Source organism: Pseudomonas sp. V98_8, from assembly GCF_029967975.1.
In the GTDB taxonomy this organism is placed as follows: Bacteria; Pseudomonadota; Gammaproteobacteria; order Pseudomonadales; family Pseudomonadaceae; genus Aquipseudomonas; species Aquipseudomonas umsongensis.
Genome location: NZ_JASCAE010000086.1, coordinates 24,795 through 41,084, shown reverse-complemented (window position 1 = coordinate 41,084; position 16,290 = coordinate 24,795). Strand labels below are relative to the sequence as shown.

14 protein-coding genes and 1 pseudogene are annotated in these 16,290 nt (G+C 59.1%); 3 read left to right on the top strand and 12 right to left on the bottom strand.

The features are described 5' to 3' along the window. Nucleotides 1–75: 75 nt before the first annotated feature. Nucleotides 76–348, bottom strand: a pseudogene (locus tag QLG10_RS27185) (gamma-glutamyl-gamma-aminobutyrate hydrolase family protein); the annotation flags it as partial. A 278-nt stretch (nt 349–626) separates the two neighbouring features. Between QLG10_RS27185 and QLG10_RS27180 the strand changes: the two are divergent. Together QLG10_RS27180 and QLG10_RS27175 are read left to right on the top strand one after the other, a co-directional pair. Continuing rightward, nucleotides 627–2,003, top strand: coding sequence for a glutamine synthetase family protein (locus QLG10_RS27180; RefSeq protein ID WP_015097275.1), 1,377 nt, complete (start codon nt 627–629; stop codon nt 2,001–2,003). A gap of 226 nt (nt 2,004–2,229) precedes the next feature. After that, a complete protein-coding gene (locus tag QLG10_RS27175; protein ID WP_110747950.1) occupies nt 2,230–2,868 on the top strand; it encodes a TetR/AcrR family transcriptional regulator in 639 nt (212 codons plus the stop codon). Nucleotides 2,869–3,038: 170 nt separating this feature from the next. Here QLG10_RS27175 and QLG10_RS27170 read toward each other — a convergent pair whose 3' ends face one another. From QLG10_RS27170 to QLG10_RS27130, 9 genes are all read right to left on the bottom strand, one after another. Continuing rightward, nucleotides 3,039–3,254, bottom strand: a complete 216-nt coding sequence (locus QLG10_RS27170; RefSeq protein ID WP_003229256.1) for a TOBE domain-containing protein — start codon at nt 3,252–3,254, stop codon at nt 3,039–3,041. Nucleotides 3,255–3,287: 33 nt separating this feature from the next. Further along, nucleotides 3,288–4,094: an aliphatic sulfonates ABC transporter ATP-binding protein gene (gene ssuB / locus QLG10_RS27165; protein WP_110747953.1), complete on the bottom strand. Its 807-nt coding sequence runs from the start codon at nt 4,092–4,094 to the stop codon at nt 3,288–3,290. Then, complete coding sequence (ssuC, locus tag QLG10_RS27160; protein WP_033045021.1) at nt 4,091–4,873, bottom strand: aliphatic sulfonate ABC transporter permease SsuC; 783 nt, start codon at nt 4,871–4,873, stop codon at nt 4,091–4,093. The genes ssuB and ssuC overlap by 4 nt, the downstream gene beginning before the upstream one ends. 8 nt (nt 4,874–4,881) lie before the next feature. After that, nucleotides 4,882–6,030 carry an FMNH2-dependent alkanesulfonate monooxygenase gene (ssuD, locus tag QLG10_RS27155; protein ID WP_083349883.1) on the bottom strand — a complete coding sequence of 383 codons (1,149 nt, stop codon included), beginning with the start codon at nt 6,028–6,030 and terminating at the stop codon, nt 4,882–4,884. Between the two features lie 24 nt (nt 6,031–6,054). Then, complete coding sequence (locus QLG10_RS27150; protein ID WP_020797292.1) at nt 6,055–7,020, bottom strand: sulfonate ABC transporter substrate-binding protein; 966 nt, start codon at nt 7,018–7,020, stop codon at nt 6,055–6,057. Nucleotides 7,021–7,126: 106 nt separating this feature from the next. After that, nucleotides 7,127–7,720 carry an NADPH-dependent FMN reductase gene (ssuE, locus tag QLG10_RS27145; protein WP_282488330.1) on the bottom strand — a complete coding sequence of 198 codons (594 nt, stop codon included), beginning with the start codon at nt 7,718–7,720 and terminating at the stop codon, nt 7,127–7,129. Nucleotides 7,721–7,960: 240 nt separating this feature from the next. Next, nucleotides 7,961–8,599 carry a peroxiredoxin gene (locus tag QLG10_RS27140; protein WP_282488329.1) on the bottom strand — a complete coding sequence of 213 codons (639 nt, stop codon included), beginning with the start codon at nt 8,597–8,599 and terminating at the stop codon, nt 7,961–7,963. A gap of 380 nt (nt 8,600–8,979) precedes the next feature. Beyond that, the gene (locus QLG10_RS27135) at nt 8,980–10,341 is read right to left on the bottom strand and encodes an OprD family porin (RefSeq protein WP_282488328.1); all 1,362 of its coding nucleotides are present in this window, start codon (nt 10,339–10,341) and stop codon (nt 8,980–8,982) included. 388 nt (nt 10,342–10,729) lie between these two features. Continuing rightward, nucleotides 10,730–12,067, bottom strand: a complete 1,338-nt coding sequence (locus tag QLG10_RS27130) for an OprD family outer membrane porin (protein WP_282488327.1) — start codon at nt 12,065–12,067, stop codon at nt 10,730–10,732. A gap of 363 nt (nt 12,068–12,430) precedes the next feature. Between QLG10_RS27130 and tauA the strand changes: the two genes are divergently transcribed. Continuing rightward, nucleotides 12,431–13,420 carry a taurine ABC transporter substrate-binding protein gene (gene tauA, locus QLG10_RS27125; RefSeq protein WP_110747967.1) on the top strand — a complete coding sequence of 330 codons (990 nt, stop codon included), beginning with the start codon at nt 12,431–12,433 and terminating at the stop codon, nt 13,418–13,420. Nucleotides 13,421–13,565: 145 nt separating this feature from the next. Here the strand turns inward: tauA and argA are convergent, their stop codons facing one another. Continuing rightward, nucleotides 13,566–14,864, bottom strand: a complete 1,299-nt coding sequence (argA, locus tag QLG10_RS27120; protein ID WP_020797287.1) for an amino-acid N-acetyltransferase — start codon at nt 14,862–14,864, stop codon at nt 13,566–13,568. Between the two features lie 147 nt (nt 14,865–15,011). Beyond that, nucleotides 15,012–16,181 carry an acetylornithine deacetylase gene (gene argE, locus QLG10_RS27115; protein ID WP_188263406.1) on the bottom strand — a complete coding sequence of 390 codons (1,170 nt, stop codon included), beginning with the start codon at nt 16,179–16,181 and terminating at the stop codon, nt 15,012–15,014. Nucleotides 16,182–16,290 lie beyond the last annotated feature (109 nt).

The window sequence follows — 16,290 nt, the reverse complement described above, 5'->3', positions numbered from 1 at the left end:
TGACGCATCGGCGTCGCGTTGAAATGCAAGTTTGCGCCAGGCTATCGTGCTTGTGTGTACTTCTGCACATACCAGGCGTGCAGAATCACGAGCGGTGCCCTGCACAAAGGCCGAGCCGCTATTGTGAATCGGTTCTATATTGAATGGAGTAACCGTAATGGGTGTGCCGTCGAGGCCGTCCAGAATATCGGACAGAGGCGGTTGATCCGCCAGGGACGGGAAGATCGCCGACAGGCCAGGAGCCGCTGCGACCTTGGCGCTGACGCAGATGTCGCCACTGATGTGATAAGCATTCAGACCGGTCTGCGAAGAGCAGGCGGTGACGCCGATTATCGGCAGGCGATACATGAAGCACCCCGGTATTATTGCTGTTATGGGTTTGATTCGAGCTTAGCCTTGTTCATTTTTTTACACAACACCCCCGTAAAAAATACAACACGGCCCGCTCAAGCCTGCGGGCGTCAAACGGCTTCGGGGGATGAAAACGCCCCAAAGAGCCTCAAAAAAGCCATGCGAGCGCTTTTTTAGGGCAAAAAAGGCCTCGCTTGACTTCGGCATGCCGTTCGGGTTGACTGGAATCCGAAAAGATCAATGATTGATATTTTTAACAACAAAGGTGTTGCATCATGTCGGTACCCCCGCGTGCCGTTCAGCTTAACGAAGCGAACGCGTTCCTTAAGGAACATCCTGAGGTTCTGTACGTTGACCTTCTGATTGCGGATATGAATGGTGTGGTGCGCGGCAAGCGCATCGAACGCACCAGCCTCCACAAGGTTTACGAGAAAGGCATCAACCTGCCGGCCTCTCTATTTGCTCTGGATATCAATGGCTCTACGGTGGAAAGCACCGGCCTGGGCCTGGACATCGGTGATGCTGACCGAATCTGCTATCCAATCCCCGATACCCTGTGCAACGAGCCATGGCAAAAGCGCCCGACCGCGCAATTGCTGATGACCATGCACGAACTCGAAGGCGAGCCATTCTTCGCCGACCCGCGCGAAGTGCTGGCCAATGTGGTGCGCAAGTTCGACGAAATGGGCCTGACCATCTGCGCCGCGTTCGAACTGGAGTTCTACCTGATCGACCAGGAGAACGTGAACGGTCGTCCACAACCGCCTCGCTCGCCGGTTTCCGGTAAACGCCCGCACTCCACACAGGTCTACCTGATCGACGACCTCGACGAATACGTCGACTGCCTCCAGGACATTCTGGAAGGTGCGAAAGAGCAAGGCATCCCTGCCGACGCCATCGTCAAGGAAAGTGCCCCGGCGCAGTTCGAAGTGAACCTGCACCACGTGGCCGACCCGATCAAGGCCTGCGACTACGCAGTGCTGCTCAAGCGCCTGATCAAGAACATCGCCTACGACCATGAAATGGACACCACCTTCATGGCCAAGCCTTACCCAGGCCAGGCGGGTAACGGTCTGCACGTGCACATTTCGATTCTCGACAAAGACGGCAAGAATATTTTTGCCAGTGAGGATCCCGAGCAGAACGCCGCGCTGCGTCACGCGATCGGCGGTGTGCTCGAGACCCTACCGGCGCAGATGGCTTTCCTCTGCCCGAACGTCAACTCCTACCGTCGTTTCGGCGCGCAGTTCTATGTGCCGAACTCGCCGTGCTGGGGCCTGGACAACCGCACCGTAGCGATTCGCGTACCAACCGGCTCCGCCGATGCCGTACGTATCGAACACCGCGTGGCCGGCGCCGATGCCAACCCGTACCTGTTGATGGCTTCTGTTTTGGCTGGCGTGCATCACGGCCTGGTCAACAAGATCGAGCCGGGCGCTCCGGTGGAAGGCAACAGCTACGAGCAGAACGAGCAGAGCCTGCCGAACAACTTGCGTGATGCGTTGCGCGAGCTGGACGACAGCGAAGTCATGGCCAAGTACATCGATCCGAAATACATCGATATCTTCGTGGCCTGTAAAGAGAGCGAGCTGGAAGAGTTCGAACACTCCATCTCCGACCTCGAGTACAACTGGTACCTGCATACCGTGTAAGTGGTTGCAGTGAACAAGAAACGCCGCCGGCCTCACAGCCAGCGGCGTTTTTTTATGGCCGCCTGCGGCGGTTCGCGAGCAGGCTCGCTCCCACAGTAAGTTTCAGCGAACATCATTTTCGTGAACACAGGCAATCCTTGTGGGAGCGAGCCTGCTCGCGAAGGCGTCCAGGCAGACAACATCAAACCCTGCTCGTACAATGCCCCCTGCCCCGCAGGAGACTCCAATGACGCGCACCGCCACCGTTCGCAAACCCCGTGCACGCAGCCAGGCCCGGATCGATTCGATACTCGATGCCGCCCGCACGCTGCTGGCCGCCGAGGGCGTGGCCAGTCTGTCGATCTACAGTGTCGCCGAACGCGCGCAAATCCCGCCCTCCTCCGTCTACCACTTCTTCGCCAGCGTCCCGTCCCTGCTGGAGGCGCTGACGGCCGACGTCCACGCGGCCTTCCGCGCCTGCCTGCAGGCACCTATCGACCATGACGCATTGAGTGGGTGGCGTGACCTGTCGCGACTGGTGGAACAACGGATGCTTGAGATCTACAGCGAAGACGCCGCGGCCCGCCAATTGATTCTGGCCCAGCACGGCCTGACCGAAGTCACCCAGGCCGACCGCCAGCACGACATTGAGTTGGGCGACCTGATGCACAAGCTGTTCGATCACCATTTCGAGCTGCCAAGGTTGCCGGACGATGTCGATGTGTTTGCCCTGGCCATGGAACTCGGGGACCGGGTTTATGCGCGCTCGGTGCAGCAGCACGGGCAGATCACGCCGCGCATGGCTGAGGAAGGGATGCGGGTGTTCGATGCGTATCTGGGGCTGTATCTGCCGCCGTACCTGCCAAAACGTGCTGTTCCTGCCTGATTCTTTATTGGTTTCACTGACCTCTTCGCGAGCAAGCCCGCTCCCACAATTGGAATGCATTCCCCTGTGGGAGCGGGCTTGCTCGCGAATGCCACACCGCCGCACCGACTGATTCACAGGCATAAAAAACCCGAAGAGCCTAAACCCTTCGGGTTGTTTATGCCTGTGAATCACAACTTGGCGATCGACACCTCGGTGGATTTCACGAACGCGATCACTTCGCTGCCCACCACCAGTTCCAGCTCTTTCACCGAACGCGTGGTGATCACCGAGGTGACGATGCCGGAAGCGGTCTGCACATCGATTTCCGACAGCACGTCGCCGAGTACGATTTCCTTGATGGAGCCTTTGAACTGGTTGCGTACGTTGATGGCCTTGATAGTCATGATGTTGATTCCTGTCGTTGATTGAGGCTTGAGTTATTGAGCCCAACGCAACTGCGTAGGCAAGGGTGAAACAGGTTCCGGCTCCGGTGGTTGCCCCGGCAGTGACAGCACGCGGTTGAGCACTTCGGTTTCCAGCGCCGCCAGCCGATGGGAGCCGCGGACCCGAGGGCGCGGCAGTTCCACGTGCAGGTCGAGGCCGACTTCACCGTCTTCGATCAGGATCACCCGATCGGCGATCGCCACCGCTTCGCTGACGTCGTGGGTGACCAGCAACACCGTGAAGCCGTGCTGTTGCCAGAGCCGTTCAATCAGCTGCTGCATTTCAATTCGGGTCAGGGCATCCAGCGCACCCAATGGCTCGTCGAGCAACAGCAGCCGCGGTTGATGGATCAGTGCGCGAGCCAACGCCACACGTTGCTTCTGCCCTCCGGACAAAGCCGCCGGCCACTCGTTGGCGCGATCCGCCAGGCCGACTGCTTCCAGGGCTTGCAGCGCTTGCCCACGCCAGTTGCCCTTGAGACCGAGGCCAACGTTGTCGATGATTTTTTTCCACGGCAGCAGCCGCGCTTCCTGAAACATCAGCCGGGTGTCTTCCCGCGCCTCGCTCAGCGGCGCGGCGCCGGCGAGCAATTCGCCAGCCGTAGGTTTGTCGAGGCCAGCAAGCAAGCGCAGCAAGGTACTTTTGCCACAGCCGCTGCGACCGACTACCGCGACGAACTGACCGGCCGGAATGTGCAGGTCTATCTCACGCAGCACCTGCCGCGAGCCGAAGGTTTTTTGCAGCTTGCGCACCGCCAGCGGGATTCCGCGCAGCAGGCGGGGAGGTTGTTGGGCAGTCATGCGGCACCTCCCTTGACGACCTGATAGGCCGGATGCCAGCGCAGCCATACGCGTTCAAGTCCACGGGCCGCGAGGTCGGCCAGTTTGCCGAGCACCGCGTACAGCAGAATCGCCAGCACCACCACGTCGGTCTGCAGGAACTCCCGGGCGTTCATCGCCAGGTAGCCGATGCCGGAGCTGGCGGAGATGGTTTCGGCGACGATCAGCGTCAGCCACATGAAGCCCAGGGCAAAGCGCACACCGACCAGGATCGAAGGCAAGGCCCCCGGCAGAATCACCTGGCGGAACAGGCTGAAACCCGACAGACCGTAGCTGCGCGACATTTCCACCAACGCCGGGTCGACGTTGCGGATGCCGTGATAGGTGTTGAGGTAGATCGGGAACAAGGTGCCCAGGGCCACCAGGAAAATCTTCGCCGATTCGTCGATGCCGAACCACAGGATCACCAAGGGAATCAGCGCCAAGTGCGGCACGTTGCGGATCATCTGCACCGAGCTGTCGAGCAGGCGCTCGCCCCATTTCGACAGGCCGGTGATAAAGCCCAGGGTCAGGCCGATACCGCCGCCAATGGCGAAACCCAGCGCCGCGCGCCAACCGCTGATAGCCAGGTGCGTCCAGATTTCACCACTGCTGACCAGGCTCACCCCGGCTTCGATCACGGCAATGGGCGCAGGCAGAATCCGCGTCGACAACCAGCCCGCCGACACCGACAACTGCCACACCGCTACCAGCAAGACCGGTAATGCCCATGGCGCAAGGCTGTGAATGACTTTCTTCATGGCGCGCCTCAGCTCTGGGACGCAGCTTTAGGGAGAATGTCGTTAGCAACCATCTCGCCAAACGGGCTGACGTAACCGGCGCTTTTCGGCAACTCGGGACGCTCGATGTCCAGGTGCGGGAACAGCAGTTCGGCAACGCGATACGACTCTTCTAGGTGTGGATAACCAGAGAAGATAAAGGTATCGATACCCAGGTCCGCGTACTCCTTTACACGGGCAGCCACGGTTGGACCATCACCCACCAGCGCCGTGCCGGCACCGCCGCGCACCAGGCCGACACCGGCCCACAGGTTGGGACTGACTTCCAGGTTATCGCGACTGCCGCCGTGCAGAGCCGCCATGCGTTGCTGGCCAACCGAGTCGAAGCGCGCCAGCGAAGCCTGGGCACGTGCGATGGTGTCGTCGTCCAGGTGCGAGATCAGTCGGTCCGCCGCTTGCCACGCCTGGGCATTGGTTTCGCGCACGATCACATGCAGGCGAATACCGAAGCGCACAGTGCGCCCGAGCTTGGCGGCCTTGGCGCGCACCTGGGCGATTTTTTCCGCCACGGCGGCCGGCGGCTCGCCCCAGGTCAGGACCATTTCGACCTGCTCCGCCGCCAGATCCTGGGCCGCTTCCGACGAGCCGCCGAAGTACAGCGGCGGACGCGGTTGCTGGATCGGCGGATAGAGCAACTTGGCGCCCTTCACGCTGATGTGCTGACCATCGTAATCGACGGTTTCGCCTTCCAGCACCCGACGCCAGATGCGGGTGAATTCCACCGAGGCCTGATAGCGCTCTTCGTGGGTCAGGAACAAACCGTCGCCGGCCAATTCTTCCGGATCACCGCCTGTCACCAGGTTGAACAGTGCACGCCCACCGGACAAACGATCCAGGGTCGCCGCCTGACGCGCCGCCACCGTCGGGGAAATGATCCCGGGGCGCAGTGCGACAAGAAATTTCAAACGCTGGGTCACTGGAATCAGCGACGCGGCCACCAGCCACGAGTCTTCGCAGGAACGACCGGTGGGAATCAGCACGCCGCCAAAGCCCAGGCGATCCGCCGCTTGCGCGACTTGTTGCAGGTAACCGTGATCGACGGCGCGAGCGCCTTCGGCGGTGCCAAGGTAATGGCCGTCGCCGTGGGTAGGCAGGAACCAGAAGATATTGAGGCTCATGGAGTGGTCTCCTTAGGAAATCGATTACTGTGCTTTGGCAACGGCCGCCGGCGGCGTCCAGATCACGTCTTTGATGCTCAAAGGCTTGGGAATCAGCTTGAGCTGGTAGAAGCTGTCGGCGATTTTCTGTTGCGCGGCGACCACTTCCGGGGTCAGGAACAACGCGCCGTAGCCCTGGCGTTTCACGGACGTCAGGGTGATGTCCGCTGGCAGGCCAAGCAGTGGAGAAACCTGTTGGGTCACATCGTCCGGATTGGCCTTGGACCATTCACCGACTGCGCGCACTTCTTCCACGAGGGTCTTGATCACCTCAGGGTTTTTCTGCGCATAGGGCTTGGTGGCGAGGTAGAACTGGTGGTTATCCACGATGCCCTGGCCATCGCGCAGGGTATGGGCCTGCAGCTGCTGTTCGGCGGCAGCCTGGTACGGGTCCCAGATGACCCAGGCATCGACGCTGCCACGCTCGAACGCGGCGCGGGCATCAGCCGGCGGCAGGAATACGGTCTGGATATCGCTGTACTTGAGGCCGGCGTCTTCCAGGGCGCGAACCAGCAAGTAATGCACATTGGAGCCTTTGTTCAGGACGACTTTCTTGCCCTTGAGGTCCTTCACCGATTTGATCGGCGAGTCCTTCGGCACCAGGATCGCTTCACTGTGCGGTGCTGGCGGTTCGTAGGCGACGTAAAGCAGGTCCGCGCCCGCGGCCTGGGCGAACACTGGCGGGGTTTCGCCAGTGACACCGAAGTCGATGGAGCCGACGTTCAGGCCTTCGAGCAGTTGCGGACCACCGGGGAATTCAGTCCATTGCACGTCCACGCCTTGGGCGGCAAGGCGTTTTTCCAGAGTGCCCTTGGCTTTGAGCAGCACCAGGGTGCCGTATTTCTGGTAACCGATACGAAGCGTCTCGGCCTGAGCTTGAGTAATGGCGCCGAAGGTGACAGCCGCAGCAAACAGAGCGACCAGACCACGACGCAAAATGACAGGGCGCATGGCGCTCTCCTTTTTGCAGTTGGGTTTTTGGCTGCACCTGCTTGCCCGTTAGCGGGCGAGTAAGGCGAGTACATCAATTTGGAATGGGGCTTATGTTCAGTGGAGCTCAGATGCTCCAGCGAGCACTCAACAAACGATCATTCAATAGCTGCGGGTCGAGCGGCTTGGGCCGTCGCGCCATGGCGCTGAAAAACAATTCCAGCGACTCGTTCAATCTTTGCTCCAGCTCCGGCGCCAACTGTGCCTGCGCACTGCCTTCGCCGTAAGCGATCTGGCTGTCGACGGCGAAAATCCCCTGGAGCAGCTCCTGGGCCTTCAATGCCGACAATACCGGCTTGAGTGCGTAATCCACCGCCAGCATGTGGGCAATGCTGCCCCCGGTTGCCATGGGCAACACCACTTTATGCGCCAGGGCGCGCTCGGGCAGCAGATCCAGCACGGTTTTCAACGCACCTGAGAAAGAAGCCTTGTAGACCGGCGTGGCGATCAGCAGGCCATCGGCGCTTTCAATCTGTTGAAGCAGGTTGATCACCTTAGGACTGTCGAAGCGTGCATGCAGCAAGTCTTCGGCCGGGAAGTCCCGCACCTGGTAGCTCACCACTTCCACGCCCTGCCCTTGCAACCAACGCTGGGAGCGCTCCAGCAACACCCCGGAACGGGAGCGCTGGCTGGGACTGCCACCGAGTGAGACGACCAACATTCAGACGATTCCTTGAGCGGTGTTAGCGATTCGCGGTTTGCGATCTCGCTTTGATAGAGTGACCTTAACAGGTGATTTATATATCCATAAATCATATTTATTCATTTAGTTATTCGTTTTAGCGATATAACTTCGGATTCGTCGAGACGAAAAAAAGGCCGTCGAAACGGCCCGAAAACCCCCTGCTTTGTGTTCTATGAGATCGTTCCCACGCTCTGCGTGGGAGTGATCTTGTCCGGGCTACCGATTCGGCTGCGGTGTCAGGCGCAAGTACGGCTTAACGGCTCGATAGCCCTTGGGAAAGCGCTGCCTGAGTTCATCTTCATCCTTGAGCGACGGCACGATCACCACCTCATCACCGTCCTGCCAGTTGGCCGGGGTGGCCACCTTGTGGTTGTCGGTCAGTTGCAGCGAATCGATCACTCGCAGGATTTCATGGAAGTTGCGACCGGTGCTCGCCGGGTAGGTGATGGTCAACCGTACCTTTTTGTTCGGGTCGATCACGAACAGCGAGCGCACCGTCAAGGTGTCGTTGGCGTTGGGATGGATCAGGTCGTACAGGTCCGAGACCTTGCGGTCGGCGTCGTCGAGAATCGGGAAGTTGACCACGGTGCCCTGGGTTTCGTTGATGTCTTCGATCCACCTGTGGTGCGATTCCACCGGGTCGACGGACAGCGCGATGGCCTTGACCCCACGCTTGGCGAATTCGTCTTTCAACTTCGCCGTAAAACCCAGCTCGGTGGTGCACACCGGCGTGAAGTCGGCCGGATGGGAAAACAGCACACCCCAGCTATCGCCCAGCCACTGGTGAAACCGGATGGTACCGGCGCTGGAATCCTGTTCGAAATCCGGGGCGATATCGCCCAGTCTGATACTCATGGTGCTGCTCCTGGTGAGTGCTGGTTGAGTTCAACTGTGCCTGCTTTTTTTATTCATTAAAAAGAATAAATATTGATTTATTTAGATCCTAAAGGAATATTAAACATCTCTTCACTGGACGCACGAACCCATCGCCCCCAACATCGGCCCCAAGGTTCGAGAAGGCCTTGAGTTGCTGTAAAAGAGGGGAAATACGAGGCCGGTTTACGGGGGTGAGCCCGCCTCGAAAACGCAAAAGCCCCACCCGGCGTGATGCCGGGCGGGGCTTTTTTTGCGTCGGTTACCCTGTAGGAGCGAGCCTGCTCGCGAAGACGTCGTGTCAGCCACAAACCTGCTGAATGACACACCGTTTTCGCGAGCAGGCTCGCCCCCACACGCTATTACAACAGCGGGATCGAGTAGCTGACGATCAGGCGGTTCTCGTCCTGGGAACGAGTGTTCGGCAGATCGGTGCGCCAGGTAGCGTTTCTCCACTGCACGCCGAGGTTTTTCAACGCACCGGACTGAACGACGTAACCCACGGTCAGGTCGCGTTCCCACTCGGAAGCGCCGCTCGCCGCTTCACGACCGGCAGCGTTGACGGTATCGATGTCGTCACCATGCAGGTACACCAAACCCGCCGTCAGGCCAGGTACGCCGACCTTGGCGAAATCGAACGAGTAACGTGCTTGCCAGGTTTTCTCGCCGGCACGGGCGAACTTCTGGATTTGCGAGTCGGTGATGATGTAGGCCGATGCGCCGTCGCCCTGGTTCAGGTACGGGAAGTCGCTGCTGCCGTTGCTGACCTGGTAACCGCCACCGAAGGTGTGACCTTCAACGGTGTACAGGAACAGACCGCTATACAGGTTGTTGTCGACCTTGCCTTTACCGCTCGGCGCATTGTAGTTGCCAGAAGTGAAGAAGTTCACGTCGTGACCGTTGGCACCGTCATCCCGGCTATTGAAGTAGCGCAGGTCGGATTTCAGAACGCCCGGGCCGATTGCCCAGTTGTGAACCAGGCCCAGGAAATGCTGCTTGTAGAAATCTTCCAAATTGCCGTAGTAGTACTGCGCAGTCAGGTCTTTGGTGATTTTGTAGTCACCGCCACCGTAATAGAATTTGTTGCTGTCGCGGCCAGCCGCAGTACGACCGTTGGCACCAGCGATCGACAACTCTTCGTTGTTGCTGGAGTTACGACCTTTGGCGTGCTCGATCTGACCACCGACCAGTGTCAGGTCTTTGATATCGCCAGAGGTGATCTGACCACCCTGAAAAGTTTGCGGCAGCAGACGACCATCGTTGGTGACGATCACCGGCAGTTTTGGCTGCAAGGTACCCAGTTTCAGTTCAGTCTGGGAGATCTTGGCTTTGGCCGTCAGGCCCAGGCTGGAGAAGTTATCAACCGCTTCGCCGTTGGACTTGCTCGGGAACACAGTGCCGCCATAAGCGTTACCAGGGGTGCCATTGGCGTTAACGTTGCCATTAGTGCCGCCGCCCGAATCCAGCTTCACGCCCAACAGGCCGATCGCATCGATACCGAAGCCGACAGTGCCTTGGGTGTAGCCGGAGATGAAACGCAGGTCGAAGCCTTGGCCCCATTCTTCGTTCTTGTTCGGCTGAGCAGCGCCGTCGCGATAGTCGGTGTTGATATAGAAATTGCGCAGCCCCAACGTTGCCTTGCTGTCTTCGATGAAACCGGCGGCACTTGCTTGCTGCGCCAAAACCCCTACGGCCACTGCCACGGCCAGGTTGGACTTGTTCATTGTTTCGCTCCTATCGTTTTCTAATTCCTGGTCCCGGGTCGAATGCCCTGGATCCGCGACCGTCTGGATCGGTCGTTTTTTTGGGTCGCGCAGAATACTCCTTCATAATCCTAAAAAGAATTGCAAAAAGAATTTTAATCACATTTAGGAATATGCCCCGACAGCACGGACCCAAGAGGTCACGGTGACAAAACCGACTTCTGGAAATTGGGCTGTTCGGGGATTTGAAGCGTCGATCCGAAGCTTACGGTGCGTATCGGATGGCCCTACTCTAAGCGCTTCAGAACAAAGCTAAAAAGAATAAAAAATCATCGAAGGCATCGTTTATGGAATATGAAAACAGACGCGAAAAAAAGCCTCGTCCGCCGACGAGGCTTTTTGCTACGGCTTACTTGAAGGCGTAGGTGTAGTTGAAGATCACACGGGTCTGGTCTTCATCAAGGGTACTGGTGTTACCACGATACATACCGTGACGCAGCGTCGTACCGAAGCCTTTAAGCGGACCGGTTTGAATCACGTAATCCACACGCAGGTCAGTCTCGCGCTCGTTCAGGTCCTTGCCCACGCCGTTGGTGGCCTTGATGTCCTGGCCGTACAGGTAAGCAGCCGACGCTTTCAAACCGGGAACGCCCAGCGAAGCGAAGTCATAAGAGTACTGACCGTAGGTGGTGTTTTCACCGGCACGGATAAAGCTGCCGACGGTGGCGTCGGTGAACGAGTAGAAGCTGGCGCCGCCGGCACCTTCGTTGCGACCGTTGCCATCGACAACGTTGGCCTGGTTCAGGAAGACGAAACCGCCGTCATCGTTGACACGCTGATGCCCAAGCAGGAATGCACTGCCACCCAGGGTGTAGGTGAACGTGGCGCTCCAGGTTTTGTTATCAACCTCGCCCGGGGTCTTTGCATAGCCGTTGTTGTTGTTGAACCGGTAACCGGCCTGGCCGTTCTTGCCGTCAGAGCTGCTGTCGAAGTAGCGAATGTCAGTCTTGAACGATTGGTTGGTGCCGATCGGGTAAACGTGCACCAGGCCGAGGAAGTTCTGCTTGTAGAAGTCTTCCAGGTTCGCGTAGTAGTACTGCAGCAACAGGTCCTTGGTGACCTTCCAGTCAGCACCGGCGTAACGGAACTGGTTGCTGTCCTGGGTAGCGCCAGCCACAGACAGGCCAGTGCTGTTCGAGGAGGCGCGACCTGTCGCGTGCTCCAACTGACCGACGTTGAAGGTGACGTTGTCGATTTCCTTCGAGGTGATGGTGCCACCTTCAAAGGTTTGTGGCAGTACGCGACTGTCGTTCGCGATCAGGATCGGCATGTTGGGTTGCAAGGCACCACCGAGGTGGGCCTCGGTCTTAGAGAAGCGCGCCTTGACGTTACCCGCCAAACGGCTCCACGAACTCTCTGCCGAACCATCGGAATCGCTAGGGGAGAAGGAGTTGTTGTCCGGGTGATGGCCCTTGCCGCCGTCCAGATGGATGCCGACCAGAGCCTGCGCGTCGATACCGAAGCCGACTGTGCCTTGGGTGAAGCCCGACTGGTAATCGAACTTCAGGCCTTCCGCCGCTTCACGCTGCCTGTTGGCAGGCGTACTGGGACCTTCACGCTTATCCGAGTCGAAATAATAGGTGCGCGAACTAACGGAAGCCTTGCTGTCATCGATGAAACCGGCGGCGCCTGCCTGCTGCGCCAGAACCCCTACGGCCACGGCCAGGGTCAAGGTCGACTTGTTCATTGTTTAAACTCCTCTCGTCTCTAATTCTTATTGGTCCTGGTTCCGGGTCATATGCCTGGAATCTAAGATGCGCGATTAGCGCCAGAGCGTGACCCACAAGTCAATCGTAACTACATGTGTCTACGACCATAGTCTAATCCCCGATTTTTTGGTCCTTGCCAGTCATGATTTCGTCATAAACCTGAAAAGATTGAATGGATTCTTTTCTCATACCGTTTAGGAATTTCGCTCATTTTTTGCCTTTCCTCAGGCTAGAGCCTCCGGCTCATAAGCTAATTCCTAAATGGTATTTATTAGGCGTTTTTTAGATCGATTAGGTTTGGAAGCAATTCCGAAACAAAACCTTTCAAAAAGGCCAACGCCATGTCGATCAGACGCGCACTATCCAAGCCATTTGTTACAGTTTGTGTATCGCTCGCATTTTCTTTTTCCGCCCATGCGGCAAACCTCACGGTTGGCTACCAGACCGGGATCGATCCGAGCAAAGTCCCCCAGGCCGATGGCCTTTATGAAAAAACCATTGGCGAGAAAATCGACTGGCGGCGCTTCAACAGTGGCCCGGAAGTGGTCACCGCCATTGCTTCCGGCGACGTGCAGATCGGCAACCTCGGCTCCAGCCCACTGGCCGCCGCGGCTTCGCGCAATCTGCCGATCGTCGCGTTCCTTGTTTCCGCACAGATCAATGCCGCCGAAGCCTTGGTGGTGCGCAATGGCAGTGGTATCGAAAAACCGCAAGATCTGATCGGCAAGACCATCGCCACGCCGTTCGTTTCCACATCCCACTACAGCCTGTTGGGTGCGCTGAAGCACTGGGGTCTGGACGCATCGAAAGTCAAAGTGGTGAACCTGCAACCGGCAGAAATCGCCGCCGCCTGGAAGCGTGGAGACATTGATGGCGCATTTGTGTGGTCACCAGCCCTGGGGGAAATTCGCAAGACCGGCAAGACCTTGACCGATGCTGCGCAAGTCGGCCAATGGGGTGCACCGACCTTCGAAGTCTGGGTAGCGCGCAAGGATTACGCCGAGAAGCACCCAGAGGTCATCGCCCGGTTCGCCAAGGTTACCCTCGACTCATTTGCCGACTATGCGGCGCATAAGGCCAGCTGGACCGCGGATTCGGTACCGGTGCAGAAAATCGCCAAATTGACCGGTGCCAATGCAGCCGATGTGCCGGAATTGCTGGCCGGGTCCGCGTTCCCGGATGCCAAGGCACAACAGACCAGCGCCCTGTTGGCCGGCGGTACGGCGCAAGCGATTGGCGAGACGGCGAAGTTCTTGAAGGAACAGGGGAAGGTTGAAACGGTGCTGCCGGACTATTCGCCGTATGTCAGCGCGAAGTTCGTGCAGGAATAATGCCCCCTACCCTTGATCGTTCCCACGCTCCGCGTGGGTATGCCTCAACGGACGCTCCGCGTTCGGCTCTTGATGGGACGCAGAGCGTCCCGGGCTGCATTCCCACGCGGAGCGTGGGAACGATCCACGATCAAGGGCCCTCGCTTTACAGGGCTTTTTCGAAGATCTTCGAGTTACGCTGGTAGTTGTACAGCGACGCCCGTGCCGACGGCAGGCGATCGACGCTGCTCGGCACGAAGCCACGCTCGCGGAACCAGTGAGCCGTGCGCGTGGTGAGGACGAACAAGGTTTTCAACCCCTGGGCCCGTGCACGGGTTTCAATGCGCTCGAGAAGCTCATCGCCGCGACCGCCATGACGGTACTCCGGGTTCACCGCCAGGCACGCCAACTCTCCGGCATCGGAATCGGCGATCTGATACAGCGCCGCGCAGGCGATGATCATGCCCTCACGCTCGACCACGCTGAACTGCTCGATCTCACGCTCGAGTACTTCGCGCGAGCGGCGCACCAGGATGCCCTGCTCTTCCAGCGGGCTGATCAAGTCCAGCAAGCCGCCGACGTCTTCGATGGCCGCTTCGCGCACCACCTCGAATTGCTCCTGGGCCACCAGCGTACCGCCACCGTCACGGGTGAAGAGTTCGGTCAGCAGCGCACCGTCTTCGGCGTAGCTGACGATATGGCTGCGAGCCACGCCGCCTCGGCAGGCTTCAGCGGCGGCATCCAGCAGCTCGGCCTGGTAATTGCTGCCCAGACGCTGCAGATGCGCCGGCACCTGCTGCGGACGCAGTTCGCGTACCAGCCTGCCGTGTTCATCGATCAAACCAAGGTCGGCGCCAAACAGCAGCAGTTTGTCCGCGCCCAGGTCGATGGCCGCGCGCGTGGCGACATCTTCACAAGCGAGGTTGAAAATTTCGCCGGTCGGCGAATAACCCAGTGGCGACAAAAGCACGATGGAGCGCTCGTCCAGCAAGCGATTGATGCCCTTGCGGTCAACCCGACGCACTTCACCGGTGTGGTGATAGTCGACACCTTCAAGCACGCCGATGGGCCGCGCCGTCACCAGGTTGCCGCTGGCCACCCGCAGGCGCGAGCCCTGCATCGGCGAAGACGCCATGTCCATGGACAGCCGTGCTTCGATGGCGATGCGCAGTTGGCCGACCGCATCGATCACGCACTCCAGGGTTGCCGCATCGGTGATGCGCATTCCATGGTGGTAATGCGGGGTCAGGCCGCGAGACTCGAGGCGCGCTTCGATTTGCGGGCGCGAACCGTGCACCAGCACCAGGCGCACGCCCAGGCTGTGCAACAACACCAGGTCGTGGACGATGTTGCCGAAGTTCGGGTGCTCAACGCCATCGCCGGGCAGCATGACGACAAAGGTGCAATCGCGGTGGGCGTTGATGTAGGGCGAAGCGTGACGAAGCCAATTGACGTATTCGGGCATGAACCTGGGCCTGTAATAAATAGCAGCCGAAAAAAGGGCGGAACAGAAAACGCACAGCGGGCTGATGGTTATCGTCGGAACAGGCTTGGCGACACGCGTGCTCTCCTCATGAATCCGGGTTGGGACGCAGCTCCTGCAAGAGTGCGCTCAACTGACTGGCATAGGCGTTTTGGCCGGCGTCAGGCAGTAATGTTCAATCAACTGTCGTAATAGATGCACCGTAGGCTGCAAACGTGACATTTCGAGGAATTCCCCCGGTTGGTGGGCACAGGCGATATCGCCCGGGCCAAGCACCAGTGTTTCGCAGCCAAGTCGCTGAAGATAAGGCGCTTCGGTGCCAAATGCCACTGCTTCGGCGCCATGGCCGGTGAGCTTTTCGGCAATGCGCACCAGTTCTGCATCCTCAGCCTGCTCGAAAGGAGGCACTTCGGGGAACAGCGGTGCGTAATCGATTTTTACCTGGTGCCGCTCGGCAATCGCCCTGAGCTTCTGCGAAATATCGGCTCGCAGGATCTTGGGATCCATACCCGGCAATGGCCGCAGATCGAACTCCAGCGAACACTGGCCGCAGATGCGGTTGGGGTTGTCGCCACCATGGATGCAGCCGAAGTTCATGGTCGGCATCGGCACGCTGAACTGTGGATTACGGAATTCACGCTGCCACAACAGGCGCAAGCCGCGCAGTTCACCGATGGCATCGTGCATGGCTTCGAGTGCGCTGTGCCCCAGGCGCGGGTCCGAGGAGTGGCCGCTCTGCCCGAGGATATCGATGCGCTCCATCATGATGCCTTTGTGCATGCGGATCGGTTTGAGCCCGGTCGGCTCCCCGATCACGGCCGCACGTCCCAGCGGCCGTCCCGCCTGGGCCAGTGCCCGGGCGCCGGACATCGAGCTTTCTTCATCGCAGGTGGCAAGGATCAGCAGCGGCTGCTTGAACGGTTGGTCGAGCAGCGGCCGGACGGCTTCGATGGCCAGGGCGAAAAACCCCTTCATGTCGCAACTGCCCAGGCCGACCCAGCGGCCGTCGACCTCAGTCAGCTTCAGGGGGTCGGTCTGCCACAACGCGCCATCGAACGGCACCGTATCACTGTGACCGGCCAGCACGAGCCCACCGGGGCCACTGCCAAAACTGGCCAGCAGGTTGAATTTGCCGGGGCTGACCTGCTGGATGTCGCAGGCAAAACCCAGATCGCCGAGCCAGGCGGCCAGCAGGTCGATCACCGGACGATTGGATTGATCGAGGCTTGGCTGGGTGCAGCTGACGGATGGCGCAGCGATCAGTGCAGCGAACTGATCTTTCATGGACGGCAAAGGCATCGCTGACTCCAACTCCCGAATTGAAGTCCATCATAGAGCCATCCGGTGACAGGAATAAACCGTCGCACGGCGTAGGCAGGTTGAGTCCTGTACACTGCACGACCTTGGC